General features: G+C 52.3%; 15 protein-coding genes. 2 read left to right on the forward strand and 13 right to left on the reverse strand.

All coding sequences use genetic code 11. The annotated features are described in order from the left end of the window. Positions 1-15: 15 nt before the first annotated feature. From DQG23_RS11855 to DQG23_RS11895, 9 genes are all read right to left on the reverse strand, one after another. Positions 16-1275, reverse strand: a complete 1260-nt coding sequence (locus tag DQG23_RS11855) for an MFS transporter (RefSeq protein WP_113031046.1) — start codon at positions 1273-1275, stop codon at positions 16-18. An 89-nt stretch (positions 1276-1364) separates the two neighbouring features. Continuing rightward, positions 1365-2066 carry a FadR/GntR family transcriptional regulator gene (locus tag DQG23_RS11860; protein ID WP_113031047.1) on the reverse strand — a complete coding sequence of 234 codons (702 nt, stop codon included), beginning with the start codon at positions 2064-2066 and terminating at the stop codon, positions 1365-1367. Positions 2067-2284: 218 nt separating this feature from the next. Then, positions 2285-3082 (reverse strand): HAD-IIA family hydrolase, encoded by a 798-nt coding sequence (locus tag DQG23_RS11865; RefSeq protein WP_158560418.1) that lies wholly within the window; start codon positions 3080-3082, stop codon positions 2285-2287. Positions 3083-3135: 53 nt separating this feature from the next. Next, positions 3136-4461, reverse strand: coding sequence for an alkaline phosphatase family protein (locus tag DQG23_RS11870; protein ID WP_113031049.1), 1326 nt, complete (start codon positions 4459-4461; stop codon positions 3136-3138). 60 nt (positions 4462-4521) lie between these two features. Further along, entirely contained in the window at positions 4522-5493 is a 972-nt protein-coding gene (locus DQG23_RS11875) for a carbohydrate ABC transporter permease (RefSeq protein WP_113031050.1), read from the reverse strand. Between the two features lie 14 nt (positions 5494-5507). After that, on the reverse strand, positions 5508-6464 hold the full coding sequence (locus DQG23_RS11880; protein WP_238177853.1) for a carbohydrate ABC transporter permease: 957 nt from the start codon (positions 6462-6464) through the stop codon (positions 5508-5510). 112 nt (positions 6465-6576) lie between these two features. After that, positions 6577-7911, reverse strand: coding sequence for a sugar ABC transporter substrate-binding protein (locus tag DQG23_RS11885; RefSeq protein ID WP_113031052.1), 1335 nt, complete (start codon positions 7909-7911; stop codon positions 6577-6579). 210 nt (positions 7912-8121) lie between these two features. Continuing rightward, positions 8122-8718 carry a glycerol-3-phosphate responsive antiterminator gene (locus DQG23_RS11890; protein ID WP_113031053.1) on the reverse strand — a complete coding sequence of 199 codons (597 nt, stop codon included), beginning with the start codon at positions 8716-8718 and terminating at the stop codon, positions 8122-8124. Positions 8719-8996: 278 nt separating this feature from the next. Continuing rightward, positions 8997-10049 (reverse strand): aldo/keto reductase, encoded by a 1053-nt coding sequence (locus DQG23_RS11895; RefSeq protein WP_113031054.1) that lies wholly within the window; start codon positions 10047-10049, stop codon positions 8997-8999. 210 nt (positions 10050-10259) lie between these two features. Here DQG23_RS11895 and DQG23_RS11900 point away from each other — a divergent pair, with 210 nt between their 5' ends. After that, entirely contained in the window at positions 10260-11087 is an 828-nt protein-coding gene (locus DQG23_RS11900; protein WP_420330225.1) for a M15 family metallopeptidase, read from the forward strand. A 486-nt stretch (positions 11088-11573) separates the two neighbouring features. Here DQG23_RS11900 and csaA read toward each other — a convergent pair whose 3' ends face one another. The 3 genes from csaA to DQG23_RS11915 all read right to left on the reverse strand — a co-directional run bounded on the left by csaA (position 11574) and on the right by DQG23_RS11915 (position 14192). Next, complete coding sequence (gene csaA / locus DQG23_RS11905; RefSeq protein ID WP_113031056.1) at positions 11574-11903, reverse strand: chaperone CsaA; 330 nt, start codon at positions 11901-11903, stop codon at positions 11574-11576. Positions 11904-11990: 87 nt separating this feature from the next. After that, positions 11991-13703, reverse strand: a complete 1713-nt coding sequence (locus tag DQG23_RS11910) for a SulP family inorganic anion transporter (RefSeq protein ID WP_113031057.1) — start codon at positions 13701-13703, stop codon at positions 11991-11993. A 162-nt stretch (positions 13704-13865) separates the two neighbouring features. After that, positions 13866-14192: an ArsR/SmtB family transcription factor gene (locus DQG23_RS11915; RefSeq protein ID WP_113031058.1), complete on the reverse strand. Its 327-nt coding sequence runs from the start codon at positions 14190-14192 to the stop codon at positions 13866-13868. A 164-nt stretch (positions 14193-14356) separates the two neighbouring features. On the opposite strand from DQG23_RS11915, the gene DQG23_RS11920 reads away from it, so the two are divergent. Further along, positions 14357-14935, forward strand: coding sequence for a hypothetical protein (locus DQG23_RS11920; protein ID WP_113031059.1), 579 nt, complete (start codon positions 14357-14359; stop codon positions 14933-14935). An 8-nt stretch (positions 14936-14943) separates the two neighbouring features. Here DQG23_RS11920 and DQG23_RS11925 read toward each other — a convergent pair whose 3' ends face one another. Next, positions 14944-15528, reverse strand: a complete 585-nt coding sequence (locus DQG23_RS11925; protein ID WP_113031060.1) for a YitT family protein — start codon at positions 15526-15528, stop codon at positions 14944-14946. Positions 15529-15542 lie beyond the last annotated feature (14 nt).

Here is a 15542-nt window from a genome sequence, read left to right on the forward strand (position 1 = left end):
ACCCGAACTTAACTGTTATCCTTTGATGGCTCCCGTCGTCGAATCCGATCCTGCGGACAATGCGTGAAGCTTGCGGTCCGTCGGCAGGAAAGCGGCCAACAAGCCAAGGAGCGGCAAATAAGCGCAAACCTGAATAACCAAATCGATGCCCGATACGTCCGCCACCTTCCCGAGCACGGCCGAGCCGACACCGCCAAGCCCGAACGACACGCCGAAAACCAATCCGGAGACGGTGCCTACTTTATTCGGAAACAGCTCCTGCGCATATACGACGATGACCGAGAAGCCGGACATCAGGATAAAGCCGATAAAGATGCACAATACGATTGCCCAAAGCATGCTGTTGGCATAAGGCAGCAGCAGGGAGAACGGAGCCGTGCCCAATATCGAGAACCAGATCATATTGCGGCGTCCCAGCCTATCCGCCAGCGGTCCGCCAAAAAACGTACCGGCCATACCGGCAAAAAGCAAAGCGAACAAAATCAGCTGCGCCTGATCGACCGAAATGCCGAAGCGGTCAATCGCATAAAAGGAATAAAAACCCGTCATGCTTGCGACGTATACGAATTTGGAAAACAACAGCATGAGCAAAATGGTCATCGACACGCCGACGATCGCCCCTCTCGCGCCGGCTGGCTGAGCAGCGGCTCCCCCCTTGCTTGCTTTCGGACGAGCGACAAGGTTGGCTTTGTACCAATGAGCGACCTTCGTCTGAATGATCAAGGCGACGATTGCGGCGATCGCGAACCAGACGATTCCTTTTTGCCCGAGCGGAACGAAAATTAGCGCGGTCATGACCGGCGCAAGCGCTTGGCCCATATTGCCCCCGACCTGAAAAATCGATTGCGCCAGACCGCGTCTATTGCCTGCGGCCAGGTATGCGACACGCGACGACTCCGGATGAAGCACCGACGAGCCGATACCGATCAGGATAACGGAAAGCATAATATAGAAAAACGTCGGAGCGAACGCGAGTCCCACCACCCCTGCGAGAGTGAACAAAATGCCGATAGGCAGCAGGTACGGCTTCGGTCTCGTATCGGTATAAAGCCCGATCAAGGGCTGCAAAATCGAAGCGGTCACATTCAGCGCAAAGCCGATCAAGCCGATCTGCGAGAACGACAAGTTAAGCGACTCATGTAAAATCGGAAACATTGCGGGTACGACGGATTGAATCGCATCATTCAATAAGTGCACGGAACTGATCATGAAAAGAACGGAAAATACGGTCATATGCCGGGCTTGCTGCCCGACGCTTGCTGTTGCGGAGCTCATGTTACATCACCCTTACTATAAAATAGATTTAAACATCATATCATCTGATGTTTATAGACAAACCTCGGTATGAGGTTAGTTCGAAAAGATTAGTTCGTCTCGCCAAAAAGCTCTTCGATCGTGCCCTTCAAATAGCGGGACGCGCCGGCTACGGCCGCCGCCGGATCGCGATCGCGAATGCCCTCGTACAGCTTGATGTGCGCATCCGTTTGCGGGTCATGCCCTTCGGGATTGGCGAAAATACTGGCCAGCGTTTCGCGTACGAATACGGAAAGCGATTTGTACAGGTCGATGACGACCGCATTTTTGCTGGCGATGGAAACCGCGATATGAAAACGGATGTCCGCATCGATGTACGTCTTGATGTCTTTGTTCGCCAGAGCCTGATTCCGCGTGTCCAGATGCTCCTTGATTGCGGCGAGATCGTCCTCGTCCCGGCGTTCCGCGGCAAGCCTTGCGATCTCCAGCTCCATCATTTGCCGGACCTCGTACACTTCCATAATTTCCGCTCTGCGCAGTCTGCTGTCCAGCGGCTCCTGGATCATGGCGCCATGCTTCAGGTAGGTGCCGAAGCCCTGCTTCTTTTCGAGCAGGCCGGCATGAACGAGCACGCGCACCGCTTCGCGAATCGTCGAACGGCCTACATGAAACTGCTCCATCAGCTCGGGCTCCGTCGGAATTTTATCTCCCGGTTTGATTTCTCCTGAAGATATTTTTTTCTGCAGCTGCTGCACGACCTCATCGACGAGCGGCTTGCGATGGACGGACGAAAAGCTAACCTTCGAATTCATCAGATCATCTCCTGTTTGCCAGATTGTAACATAGGATCAAGTCTGATGCTACTATAAATTTGTGCACATGCAAAAACCCGACTACGGTACGTACCGGGGCGGGTTGTTTATTTTGGTTTTCATTAAGCCGCTCCAACACAAGTGCGCGGACGCAGCAAATGCTGAAACGGCGTTACTTTTCATGATCTTTATTCACGATCTCCAGGTTACAAGCCGCTTCATTCGATGCGAGCCGAAAGGGACTGCAAATCCGGAACCGCAAAATCCGGTCGACAGCTTAAAGGGACCTGATTATCCGGCGATGGACGATTCGCACCGTAAAGCCAGATCGTCTTCATGCCCGCCGAACGGCCGCCTGCAATATCCGTTTGCAGATTATCCCCGATCATCACGCATAATTCAGGGGACTTGATGCCGCAATGCTCCATGGCAAGCTCGAACATGTATGGCGCAGGCTTACCGAAATAGTTTACTTTCCGGCCCGTAATCGCCTCGAACGCGCTGTACAAAGCACCGGTCTCCGGCACTTTTTCGCCCCGGCTGCCCGGATGAAACAAGTCCGGATTGGTCGCAAGCACCGGCGTGCCCTTATCCATTTCTTCCAGGACCGCTTGAAGCTTGGAATAATCGTATGCCGTGTCTCTGCCAATGACGACCGCATCTGCACGCTCCATGCTGTACAACGGCACTAATCGGTGACCCGCCCGCTCCAAGGCCGTATGAAGGGAACGGCTGCCGATTACCTTAAGCGTTGTCCGGTCGTATAGTTTGAGCAGGTGCAATCCTATAAGCTCTGTGGCGGTCATCACTTGTTCGGATGGTGTTTTTAAGCCCATATGGGATAAGCGGGCGGCCACCTGTGCCCCTGTGTCGGTAGAGTTGTTCGTTACAAACCGGATCATCTTTCCTCTGCCTTGCAGCCACTCCAAAAGCGTCAACGCCCCGTCGGCCAGTCTTTCGCCAAAGTAGACGCAACCGTCCAAATCAAAAAATACAGCTTCTGCGTTTAAAAGCATTTCTAAAGCTCCGGATACGCTCCGGTCGCCATTCTTCAAAACCTGCATGACCCTCAGCCCTTTCTTCCCAACTGCAGCTTTTTCCCATCCGCATCCGGCATTGCGATACCGAACCAGCCGGCGATTGTCGGCGCCACATCGACAAGCTCGATATCCGGCAGACGGTTTCCCGGCTCGATTCCCGGGCCTGCAGCGACAAAACATGCCTTCATCTCGTCCCGATCCGCGAAATAGCCATGCATGCCCGTAAATTTCGACCGCTCTGCGGTTACCTCGCTGCCTTGGTGTCCAAAGTTGACAAACCAGTCCAGATGCATATCAAAGGCGAAGTCCGGCTTAAAACGGCTGTGTTCACCGACAGCAGGGAGTCCCCATTTAGCAAATTCCGCATCGTCCTCCACCACTAGTCTGATACCTTCCATTGACTTAAGCCGGGAACGAACTTGCTCCCGCAGCTTTTCTCTTTCCTCGGGATCTTGTTCCAGCAGATAGGCGTACCCGCTGCCGCCGTTGGAAACGGCGACCGCTTTGCTCCGTTCGGGGAATTCCTCGTCGAACCAGCCCTGCTGCTTGAACATCACGTTCGGATAAAAAGTTCGGACCGCATCGGCAAAGCCGTGATCGGACATCACGACCACATACGTTTCCTCCAGACCGCCGGAAGCCTCCAGTTCCTGGAGCAGTTCTCCGATCCGTTCATCGATATAGGTTAATGACCAGTCCAGTTCGTTGGAACGGGTTCCATAATCGTGCTGATAGCTGTCCGGAAGCAAATAATGGACAAGCAGCAAATTCGGCGAGTGGCGCCTGATGATATGCTTGGCGATTTCGGTTGTCAGCCAGTCCTGCATTTGACCCCGTGCATGGTCCTTGCTCCAGGGGGCATACATGTGCATAGGCAAGCCCATTTCGACCAGCTCATTCCACAAAGAGGACGTGCTTCCGGCTTCCATCCGATCCTGCTCGTAGCATTCCGGAATGACGAAATCCAGCCCTTCCGCCCCCCACGTTTTGGGCCAGCACAAGGCGGCGGTAGTGCCTCCGATTTTTTTCACCGCATCATAAATCGTCAAGCCATGAACGGACTCTTCCTTCGGATACATCCGCTCTCCAAAGTGCTCTCCGACAAGATTCGTTTCGCGGTCCACGACCCAATTGCCCAGAACGCCATGTTTGCGGGGAAAGGTGCCGCATACGATGCTCGTATGAATGGCCCATGTAGCTGAAGGTGTAATGCTCCTCATCCCGGCTTCGGCGCCGCGCTTTGCAAGCTTCTTTAAATTCGGCATGGGCACGTCGCTTCGATTCCAGTTACTGTACCCCAAGCCGTCGATGCTGACGATCAGGACACGGGGTAGTTCGGTGTGCTCCTTGTGCATGTTTTAAAGACCTCCTCCGATGTTTATCCACTCACTGCAGCCTCGCTCCGAGGAACTCGGCTACTCCTTAAGACCGCCCAGCGTCAAGCCTTGAATAAAGTATTTCTGCATCATTACAAACATTACGATTACCGGCACAGCCCCTACGGCCGCACCTGTCATCAACAGCTTGAAATCGGACAGGTTGGCGTCCTGCAGCGTTTTAAGTCCGGCGGTCAATGTAAACCATTTGACATCATTCAATACAATGATCGGCCACAAGAACGAATTCCACTGCGCCACAAAGGTGAATATTCCGAGCGAAGCCATCGCCGGCATGGCTAACGGGATGACAACATGGACGAACGTTTTCCACTCGGACGCCCCGTCGATTTTGCTCGCTTCCAGCAGTTCGCTTGGCGTGCCGACCAAAAACTGACGCATTAGAAATACACCGAACGCTCCGGCCAGCCCAGGGAAAATAACCGCCCACAAAGTATCATACATTTGAAGTTTTTGCACGATCATAAAAGTGGGAACGAGCGTAACCTGCTCGGGGATCATCATCGTGGCGAGAATAATCCAGAACAACGCCATACGCCCCGGAAACTGCTTTTTGGCCAGCACGTAACCCGCCATCGTATCGAACAATATAGTCCCGACCGCACCCAATACGGCAATAAAGGTCGTATTGATCAGCCACCGTGCAATTTGGGTGTTCTTAAACAAATATACATAGGACGAGAAAGTGGAACTGACCACTTCCTGCATCTTGCTTTCGTGCAGCTGCGCTTGCTGTTTATTGCCCGCCTGCTCGGCGTCCCGCTTTTTTTGCCATTGGGAAACGTACTCCACAATTCCGTACGGATATAGCTTGGGGGGATCGGATTCCACGTACGATACGGGCTGCTTCATCTCTTCATTCTGATAGGACGGAAGCTGAAGGGATGTTGTGAAGATCCAGTACAACGGCAGCAGAGAGATGATCGCCACAACAAGCAACAATCCGTATACCATCCATTTTCCGAGGCGATTTCTTACGGTATAGGTCATGGGGTCCTCCTCTCTTAGCTGTTCTTGCTTCTTTTGCGAAACTTGAAGCGCCGTCTGTCGTCATCGCCGGATATCCGGTACTGGATGATCGAGAACATCATAATCACCCCAAACAAGATGACGGATTGCGCGGAAGCAAGACCGTAATCGAAATCGCGGAAGGCGGTTTTGTAGATGACATGAACAACGGTTTCAGTAGCGTTGCCCGGACCGCCGCCTGTCATCATGACGATTTGGGTAAACACTTGAAACGAGCCGATCAACGTTAAAATCATCAAATAAAAAGTCGTCGGCTTCAACAGCGGTACGGTAATTCGCCGCCAAATTTGAAAGGAAGACGCTCCATCAATACGGGCCGCCTCGACGAGATTCGGATTAAGGGAGCCCATGGCCGCCAAATAAATAATAATGCCCGCTCCGGGCGGTATGAGTATGTTCATCAAGATAAGCGACCAGAGAGCCATTGATGTTTGACCCAGCCAATCGATCGGCTGCAAACCGACCCATTCCAGCAGTCCGTTGAACAAGCCGAACCGGTAGTTAAACATCCAGCGCCATACCATCGCAATAACGACCATTGAGGTAACCGTCGGGATATAAAAGGCCGCGCGGAAAAATGTCCGGGATACCGGCCTCAGCGGAAAAACAAGCGAAGCAATGACTAAAGCCGATAAAACCGATACGGGCACAGTAACGATCGTGTATACAAACGTGTTCCACAAGGAAACCCGGAACATCTCGCTGCGGAAAGCCTCGATGTAATTGTCCAGTCCGACCCAATGGGCATCGAAAATTTCAAACTTTTGAAAGGAAAGCACTAGCGACCAAATGACCGGGATTACGGTGAAGAGCGCAAACAACAGCAGTTTGGGCAGTAAAAACCAATAAGCGGACGCATACTTGTTATAGCTGCGTTTAAGTTTTTGCCTGAAGGATATTCCGGCTATCGTCTGATGCGTATAGGAACCCAAAGCCCAAATCCTCCTCATGAGGGGCCCGGAGCCCCCGGGTCTTACCGGAAGCCCCTGACCTTCTTATCGTTTCGGAACGTTATTTCTATGAACAGCTTCAATCGTTACTTAGTCATTTTTTCAAAAGCGGCTCTACTTGCTTACCGGCGTCCTTAAGCGCCTGCTCTGCAGTTTTCGTGCCGTTGACGGCGAGCTGCAGTTCTTTTTGAATCAACTCGTCGATTTTGGCCCATTGGGGATGACGGGGCACGATGACGGCATTTTCCGATATTTTTTGCGCTTGCTCCATTTGCGGATTATCCGCGAACGGACGTTTTTCCGCCGACGATTTCTTGGATGGGAAAACGCCGTAATATTTGGCCGTCGTGTAGATTTCTTCCGTCGTCGTCAAATACTTCATAAACTCGGCGACCATCTTGCGTTTGCCTTCATCTTTTTGCTTAAACATGACCCAGCCGAGAACATCGCCGATTGTAGTCGATTTGCCGGTTGCGCCGCTCGGGTATTCGGCGACCATGAAATTCATCTTGTACGGATCCTTCTGAGCCGAGGCGATCGCCCATGAGTTCCATGGCTGAACGGCCATCAACCGCTTGTCCGTCGCGGCAAATTGCTTCCACGTATCGCCGACGTTGGACGTCCCCATATCGGGCGGAGCTGATTGATGCTTAAATTTCAGATCAAGGAGCTTTTGCAGGCCGCTGATCGCTTCGGGGGAATCGAACGTATATCGGGTCATATCCTCGCTTAGCGGGCGCCCGCCATCCATCATGATGAACGGCCATGCCTCGTAGTAACTCGGCATAATGTAAGTAGAGAAGCCGTGCTTCCCGTCGCCGGTGAGCTTCTTCATCTTGTCTGCGAATTCTTCGTAGGTCCATTTGCCGTCTTTAGGAGGCTCTACTCCTCTAGCTTTGAAAATATCCAGGTTAAGCAGCATCGTATGGACTCGGGAGCTGACAGGAACTCCATAATGCTTGTCCTCGTATTCATACTCGGCTAACGTGTTCGGGAAGAAATCGTTCAGCTCTTCTTTGGTATAAAACGGATCGATCGGCTCCACGACACCCTGCTGAATGTTCTTGATGCTCGCAGTACGGTTGCTGACGTTGTATACCAGATCCGGCCATGCCTTCCCCGCGATTGCTACATTTAACTTGTCTTCCATCTCCGCCCATGGGGTTTGTACGATCTTGATCGTTACGCCCGGATGAAGCTTTTCAAACTCCGTTTTTTTCTGTTCGATCCAAAAATATTTATTGTTTTGACCGTCCGCCCATCTCGGGCCATCCCAGACGGTAATCTCCCCGGTCCAGGCAGGAGCGGCCGATGAGGCTTGACTATCCTTCGAGCCGGACGGGGTCGAGGATGCACCGCATGCGGACAGTACAACGGAAGCGATCAAAGTGACACAGGCCAGCTTAGCAAATCGAAAACGACGAACCATTTCTGAAAGACCTCCCGCTTGATGTAGTTGGTTATGGATCAAAAGAACATACAAATGATGCCGCGCTGTGCGGGCCTCACCTCCTTCGTAGCCGTCATGATTGCAGACAAAAAAGAGAGAAGGCGCAAAGAGGCCGCCCCCCGTCATCAACGGAAGGTTGCAACTCCTTGAGCTTTCTCTCATCCCATAACTCAATCGGTTTTATTCGGTTTAACTCCCGCCCGGGAAAATATCTTGGAAGCTTTGGTACCATAACGCCGTTTCCGACACGGATAACGAGGTAGCACCCGCATTCAATGCGGTTCGGGCTTCGTCCACCGTACGGATTAATCCGCTGGCGACGATCGGGATATTATCGCAGGCTGCTGCGTATCTCTCAATTACTTTCGGTATAACCCCCGGCATGATCTCGATTCCATCGGGTTCGAGCTGATCGATCATCTTCAAACCGTTATCCACGGCAAGCGAATCGATGACAAACAAATGAAGGATGCCGTATAGCCCCGCCTGCTTGGCTGCTTTCACCATATGACTCTTCGGCGTGACGATACCGTCCGCCCGGATATGCTCCGCTACGAATTCGATCGTTTCCTTGTCCGTGCTTGACAATCCGCGAATTAAATCCAGATGGATGAAGGAATGCTTTCCCGCGTTCCGCACCTTCGTTACGGCCGGAATGATCTCAGATGCGCTTCCTCCCATAAAAAACACGTTGTCCACATTGGATTCGATCGCAGCTTGCAGTTCGGACAGTTTGCGTACAGCGGCAACGATGGGCTTGCTCCCGATTCTATGAAGTAAAGTCATCTTCCACTCCCTTAGATGCCTGCTGAATCCACTATATCACACAGATCGCTTCTTGTTTGTTTAGTATTTGTAAAGGCGATTGCAGCCGGCCCGCTTCCCTGCACTGCCATGTAAGTCTTATATTTTTAAAAAGACCGCCGGCTCGATCTCGTTCCGGCAGCCTTCTTATTTGTTGACGTACACTCATAGCGTTTTCGCTCATAGTCCGACGATGCTGCACAGCATCCGAGCTCATGAGGGAAATGCCTTACTCGGCACCCCCAATGCCGTCTGCTTCCTTACAAAGCCGCCCATTCCAACGCTTCACTCACCCGGTCAAGCTGCGCGGGCTCGAGAACGATTTTGCCGGCTGCGGCATTCGACTCCAGCTGCTTCACCGTCGTCGACGACGGAATGAGCGGTCCCATTCCCGGCAGCGACAGCATGTAAGCCATGACAAGCTGGCTTAGCTCCAGCCCCCACTCGCGGGCCAGTACGGCCAACTGCTCCAGCTTCCTCTTCGTGCCTGCTTCGAGCTGCCAGTCTCCTTCGTCATAGCGGCGATCCCCAGGCCCCACCTTCGATGCGTCCAGATAGCGATCCGTCAGCAGACCGCGGGCGAGCGGACTCCACGGCACGAACGAAATCCCGTTAGCGGCACAGTACTCGAGCACGCCTTGCTTATCGGATTGCTCCCCGTCCAATACGTCGAACTGGTTTTGCACCGCCGTAACGGCGCTCCTTATTGACAGCGAGCCGGCTTGCCGCTTATACAGCTCCAGCTGCTCAACCGTAAAGTTCGATACCGCAAAATAGCGGATTTTGCCGGCACGAACCAAATCCTCCACGGCGGCCAAGCTTTCCTCCGGCGGCGTTTCCGGGTCGAACGAGTGAAAATATAACAAATCGATCCAGTCCGTCTGCATTCTCGCCAAGCTGGCCTCAACCGAGTCGATAATATTCGAGCGCGACAGGCCGCTGTGGTTCGGCGTCAAGCCGTCCATGCCTCCGAACAGCTTCGTCGCGAGAATGATATCGCGCCGGTGCGCCGCGTTTGCGCGCAGCCATCTACCGATTACTCGCTCGGAGTTGCCCGAGCCGGCATTATACCTGTTGGCTGTATCCCATAAGGTAACGCCCAGCTCCAGCGCACGGTCGAATAAGGCAAATGCCTCCTTCTCGCCGACGCGGGATTCGTCTCCCGTTTCCGGAAGCCCGATTTTCCAAGTGCCGAGCCCGATATTCGAAACCCGCAGCCCGGTAGAGCCAAGTCTCCGATAAGGCATTCCGTTGAAATCCTTCGTGCGGAACGGGACATGATACAGCGCCGGATTCGGCGTTAACGCATCCATATTCGAAGCCTCCTCGCCAATCGAGTTGTATGATACCTGTATACTCTTCTCGATTTTATCATACTTCGAACCTGAAGGGGGTAACCAAAATTAGTCCCAATCATTTGACAGCCGCATATTCGCAGTTTTACAATTGCGTGAAGCGAGACTTATACGCACTCATCCGCTAAAACGAAAAATTTATTATTTAGAATAACGGAGGACATGATGATGAACAAACGTTCGCTCGCCGCCATGGCGCTTCTTATATCCGTCAGCTTGCTTAGCGCCTGCGGCAAAGATAAAGCCCCGGCCGGTTCGCCGGCACCGTCTGCGAGCCCCTCGGCCGCCGCATCCCAATCGCCGACCGCGAAACCGACGCCGACCGCCGGCTCCCCTTCGGCTTCGTCGTCCGTTTCGCCGAGCGCCAAACCTAGCGCCACCCCGGGCAAAAACGATGGCGTTCAGGTCATCGCCAAACCGGAAAGCATCACGGTGCTCGTAAACAAGCAAAATATGCTGCCCGACAATTACAATCCGACCGATCTCGTTTATCCGGACATCCCGTTTACGTTCAAAGAAAAGCTTGAGAAACGCAAAATGCGCAAGGAAGCGGCGGAAGCGATCGAACAGCTTTTTGCCGGCGCCAAGAAAGACGACATCAGCTTAGCCGGCGTTTCGGCTTACCGGTCGCATGCCACCCAAACGTCGCTGTTTAACAGCTACGTCAAAAAGGATGGCTTGGAGAAAGCGAAAACATACAGCGCCGTGCCGGGAACGAGCGAGCACGAGACCGGGCTTGCCATCGACGTTAGCGGAAGCGACGGTAAATGTGCCGCTCAGGACTGCTTCGGCGGAACGAAGGAAGCCAAATGGCTGGCCGAGCATGCGCATGAGTACGGCTTTATTATCCGCTATCCGAAAGGAAAAGATAAAATTACCGGTTACCAGTATGAGCCATGGCATATCCGCTATGTAGGCACGAAAATGGCCAAAGAGATCGCGGACAAAGGGAGCACGCTGGAAGAACATTTAAATGCCGTACCCGTGTCCAAGTAAAAGCGAAAGCGGTCGATCGGCCGCAGCAGCACCCAAATACGCTTCCAAGACACTGGTAAAGTTGGTGGAAGCGTATTTGTTTGCCGATTCGGCATTATTAAGCGACAACAGATGGGCATGAAAATGGAAATGACTGTCGGGATAGCTCCGTTCATGCCCTGCTCTGGGTCTTGATGGAAAAACTACAGCTAATTTCGCTTAAAACATGAAAAATCGGCATTTTGATGGAAAAACTACATGTATTTTCATTGATTTCATCCATAATAGCTGAAACGGATAAAATCAACTGCAGATTTTCCATCTAGTTTGTTCAGAAGCCGCGAAATCCGGAAAATAGATGTACATTTTCCAGTTACTATACCACTTGAAGGGAAAGAAGCTCGTTATGGGTAGCCTCTTTGCTGGTGAATACGCCAAAGCCCGAAGTCCTTTGCGGATAGGCTTCATTGGTATTCCCCCTACCGTCCAAAGAGCAAAGCACTACATCTATGCGATCGGCGTACCGTTCGCCACCTCTTCGTCGAGACGGAGCAGTACAACGTCACCTTCACCCGGCACGCCGCCCAGCACCAATACTTCGGATACGAAGCCGGCAATACGGCGCGGCGGAAAGTTGACTACCGCAACAACCTGCCGTCCGACAAGCGTTTCCGGCTCATACCTCTTCGTTATTTGCGCGCTTGATTTTTTGATACCCAATTCGCCGAAATCGATCTCCAGCTTGATCGCCGGAATTCTTGCCTCAGGAAACGGCTCGGCTTTCAGCACCGTACCGATGCGCATATCCAGCTTCATGAAATCCTCGATAACTGCCACTTTACTCGCTCCTGTCCCAACTTGATCATTTTTAGCTATGATAAATCGTGGAAAGCAGGTTTGCAACTCTTCCACCCGTACAGCCCCTCACTTTACTTCCGATAAAGCCGCACATTCGCGAAAAGCCATATGCTTGCAGCCCAAGCATTTTTGCCGGTCCAGCTTCGTAATGGCATAATCGATCGCTTCGCCGGTATGCTCGAAAAAGTGCTCCGGCCCGATCCGTTCGTACAAACCCGTTCTTTGCAAAACCTCTTTCGGCTGGGGCCGCACGCCCGATACGAGAACAATGCCGCCGTTCTTCTGGAAATCCTTCACCACGTTGGCCAAATTCGACTCGCCTGTCGTGTCCATGAACGGCACCTTCCCCATTCTTAGAAGCAGGATACCCGGCCGATAAGAAATCGTGCGCATAATGGAATGCTCGAACATTGCCGCAGCGCCGAAAAATAAAGCCCCATCCACCGTAAAAATGGCGATTTGCGGACAATCATGCCGGTCGTTCACGACGTGCGGCGCTACCTTCGCATGCTTGGAGGCCGGATCCGGCAAAACCTTAGCGACCGTTAGCATATCGCTCATTCGTTTGACGAATAGGACCGCCGCCAGAACCAAGCCGACCTCAACCGCCGTCGTCAGATCCGTCAACACCGTCAGAAAAAACGTGATCAGCAAAATGGCCGAATCTCCCGTTCTCGTCTTGAGCACATGGATAAAAGACTTTCGTTCGCTCATATTCCATGCTACGACCATCAAAATTGGCGCCATGCCAGCCAGCGGAATGGCCGAGGCAAACGGAGCGAACAGCAGCAGCACGATCAGCACGACGACGCCGTGAATCATGCCCGAAACGGGGCTGGCCGCACCGCTCTTAATATTCGTAGCCGTCCTCGCGATCGCGCCGGTAGCCGGAATCCCGCCGAATAACGGCGTAACGATGTTGGCGATCCCTTGCCCGATCAGTTCCCGGTTGCTGTTGTGGCGTTGTCCCGTCATGCCGTCGGCGACTACGGCAGATAAGAGCGATTCGATGCCCCCGAGCATCGCAATGACAAAAGCCGGCTGAATAAGCGTCATCATCCGGTCCAGCGTGATGTCCGGCAAATGAAAACCCGGAAGCGTACTCGGAATGGCGCCGTACGTCGAGCCGATCGTCGCGACCTTGCCGTCAAAAAACAAAACCGCAACGATACTCGACACGACAAGTCCGATGAGCGAGCCGGGCAGCTTCGGCAAAAAACGCGGCGTCGCCAAAATGATCGCAAGGCTGATAAGGGCCGTGATGACGCTGTACGGATTGATCCCCGTCAGGTGCATGCCGATCTCCTTCATGTTGGCAAGAAACCTTTCGTGCTTGGGAATGTCGGTCAGCCCTATGAAGCTCCCGATTTGCCCGGAGAAAATGATGACTGCTATTCCGGAGGTAAAGCCGATCGTAACCGGACGCGGAATAAATTTAATAAGCGCCCCCAGCTTGAAAATCCCCATCAGCACAAGCATCAGCCCTGCCAAAATCCCTGCGATCAGTAGGTTTTCATACCCGTATTGCATGACGATCGCAAATAGAATAGGCACGAACGCTCCCGTCGGCCCCCCGATCTGATACCTCGAGCCGCCGAGCAGCGAGATGAGAAAGCCGGCGATAATCGTGGTATATATGCCGTACTGGGGATTTACTCCCGCCGCAATGGCAAAAGCCATTCCAAGCGGAATGGCGATAATACCGACGATAAGTCCGGATAACAAGTCTCGGCGAAAATAATTGGCGTCATAGCCTTCAAATCTTCCCCGCAGCATCATTCGTAACCCTTCTTTTCATATATTTGATTATTTGAATATATGGAGAATATACACCCGACAATTTGTCCTTGTCAATGCTATTTTCATCCTCAAAAAAGAACCCCCATTTCCGATTGTCTGCGGAATTGGAGGCTCTTTGCGCAATAACCGGCGCCGGCTTGCTTATTCATTTCTCATATTTTCCAATAACGATATGGCATCGACCAAATGATTGTCGAAAATTTGCCGGGCAACCGTAAGCAGATCCTTAATAAGCGGATCCCGAAGCGAATAAATAACGGAAGTGCCCTCTTTCGTGCCGCTGACTACGTTCTTATTGCGAAGCACGGCCAACTGCTGCGATACGGCGGAGCCTTCGCTCCCCAGAATCGCCTGGAGCTCGTTGACATTTTTATCTCCTTCGCACAGCACTTCTAGAATTCGAATGCGCATCGGATGAGCCAAGGCTTTAAAAAACTCCGATTTAAACTGCTGGATTTCACGATTCATCTGCCCAAGCCCCTTAAAATCTGAAAATCTGAATATACAGAATATAATACCACATCGGGGATGCGAGTTGTAAAACAAACCTTTCTATGCATATAATACAGGTATATTCAAATAATCAGATATTTATCCACTGCCCGCTCGGGGTCAAAGTGAGGTGTGACGGCATGTCAGGTTCATTGAAATCATTCCAACCGAAGGAGCCCTTGCATCTAGTAACCAAGCATCAAGCAATCGATGCCGGTCTCGATTATCTCCACGGGGCCGGGGCCGATTTTATATGCAAAGTTTGCATTCCTAGCGGCGGTTCCTGCTGCACGGGCTGCTCTTTTTTGAACAACGGCGTCGGCTGCCAGCAGCGGAACACGAGCTGTACGGCTTGGTTATGCGGGTTTTTAAAATATATTTTCTACGAAGCGGGCTTGATCACGGAATGGGAGAGCTTCTGGGATCAGGTGCCGGGGCAGCAGTTCCGGGAGGACACGACTCCGCCGTCCTTCGTCGTTGACAGGATGCTGGAATCGCCGAAAATCCGTTTTTTATCCGAAGCGTTCGCCGAGGATTTGAAGGAGCAAATCGCTATTAACTACCCGTATTGGGTGCTTGAAATCAAAGAAACGCTCGACCGTTACGTCGACATGCTGATGGATTATACCGATCCGGAGATCAAAAGAAAAATCGAGAAAAAGCTGCGTTACGTTTTAAAAGATTTCAAAAATCTTCAGCTTGCATTGGAAATGCTGTAAATCAGCTGTCAGGCCGCCCCGAATACTTGACGGTTGGAGAAATAATAGGTGAACGCCGCGACGAAAAAGATCGTGACCATGGAGTAGAGCGTACGCTGCGTGCCTATAACCGATATTCCGGTCAGCAGAACGATAAAATCGATGACAAATATAAGGACTGCCGTCGGGATGCCGTTGCGCATCGACAGCATGAAGGCCAGCAAGTCGGTTCCCCCGGTATTGATGCCGTAGGCTAGCATTAAGCCGATGCCGGTTCCGATCAGGGCGCCTCCGTAAATCGCGTGAAGCATGATGGGGAGCGACAGCAGCTCGCTCAGCGGACTAAGTACATCGATCAAATAGGAAGAGATGAGAAAACCCGCGACGCTGCGCAAAAACAGCGATTTTTGATGAAGAAAAGCGAATAGAAAGATCGGCAAACTGGCAAAAATAATGCTGATCCCCGGTTTGAAGCCGAAAAAATATTTCATCAGAAGCCCGATTCCGATCATCCCCCCGTCAAGGAGCTTGTACGGAACGAGAAACAAATCGACCCCAACCGCGACGGCCAAGCTCCCGCTAACGACCGCAAGCGTCTTTGGCAATAACGACATTCATGATCCCCCCG

Origin of the sequence: Paenibacillus contaminans (assembly GCF_003285015.1) — a bacterium.
In the GTDB taxonomy this organism is placed as follows: Bacteria; Bacillota; Bacilli; order Paenibacillales; family NBRC-103111; genus Paenibacillus_V; species Paenibacillus_V contaminans.

Coding starts and splice junctions, on each gene's coding strand:
- DQG23_RS11860 (WP_113031047.1), bottom strand. CDS start 2,066: ATGAATTCGAAGGTTAGCTTTTCGTCCGTCCATCGCAAGCCGCTCGTC.
- DQG23_RS11925 (WP_113031060.1), bottom strand. CDS start 15,528: ATGTCGTTATTGCCAAAGACGCTTGCGGTCGTTAGCGGGAGCTTGGCC.
- DQG23_RS11865 (WP_158560418.1), bottom strand. CDS start 3,082: ATGCTTTTAAACGCAGAAGCTGTATTTTTTGATTTGGACGGTTGCGTC.
- DQG23_RS11895 (WP_113031054.1), bottom strand. CDS start 10,049: ATGGATGCGTTAACGCCGAATCCGGCGCTGTATCATGTCCCGTTCCGC.
- DQG23_RS11885 (WP_113031052.1), bottom strand. CDS start 7,911: ATGGTTCGTCGTTTTCGATTTGCTAAGCTGGCCTGTGTCACTTTGATC.
- DQG23_RS11855 (WP_113031046.1), bottom strand. CDS start 1,275: ATGAGCTCCGCAACAGCAAGCGTCGGGCAGCAAGCCCGGCATATGACC.
- DQG23_RS11920 (WP_113031059.1), top strand. CDS start 14,357: ATGTCAGGTTCATTGAAATCATTCCAACCGAAGGAGCCCTTGCATCTA.
- DQG23_RS11870 (WP_113031049.1), bottom strand. CDS start 4,461: ATGCACAAGGAGCACACCGAACTACCCCGTGTCCTGATCGTCAGCATC.
- DQG23_RS11890 (WP_113031053.1), bottom strand. CDS start 8,718: ATGACTTTACTTCATAGAATCGGGAGCAAGCCCATCGTTGCCGCTGTA.
- DQG23_RS11900 (WP_420330225.1), top strand. CDS start 10,260: ATGAACAAACGTTCGCTCGCCGCCATGGCGCTTCTTATATCCGTCAGC.
- DQG23_RS11875 (WP_113031050.1), bottom strand. CDS start 5,493: ATGACCTATACCGTAAGAAATCGCCTCGGAAAATGGATGGTATACGGA.
- DQG23_RS11910 (WP_113031057.1), bottom strand. CDS start 13,703: ATGATGCTGCGGGGAAGATTTGAAGGCTATGACGCCAATTATTTTCGC.
- DQG23_RS11915 (WP_113031058.1), bottom strand. CDS start 14,192: ATGAATCGTGAAATCCAGCAGTTTAAATCGGAGTTTTTTAAAGCCTTG.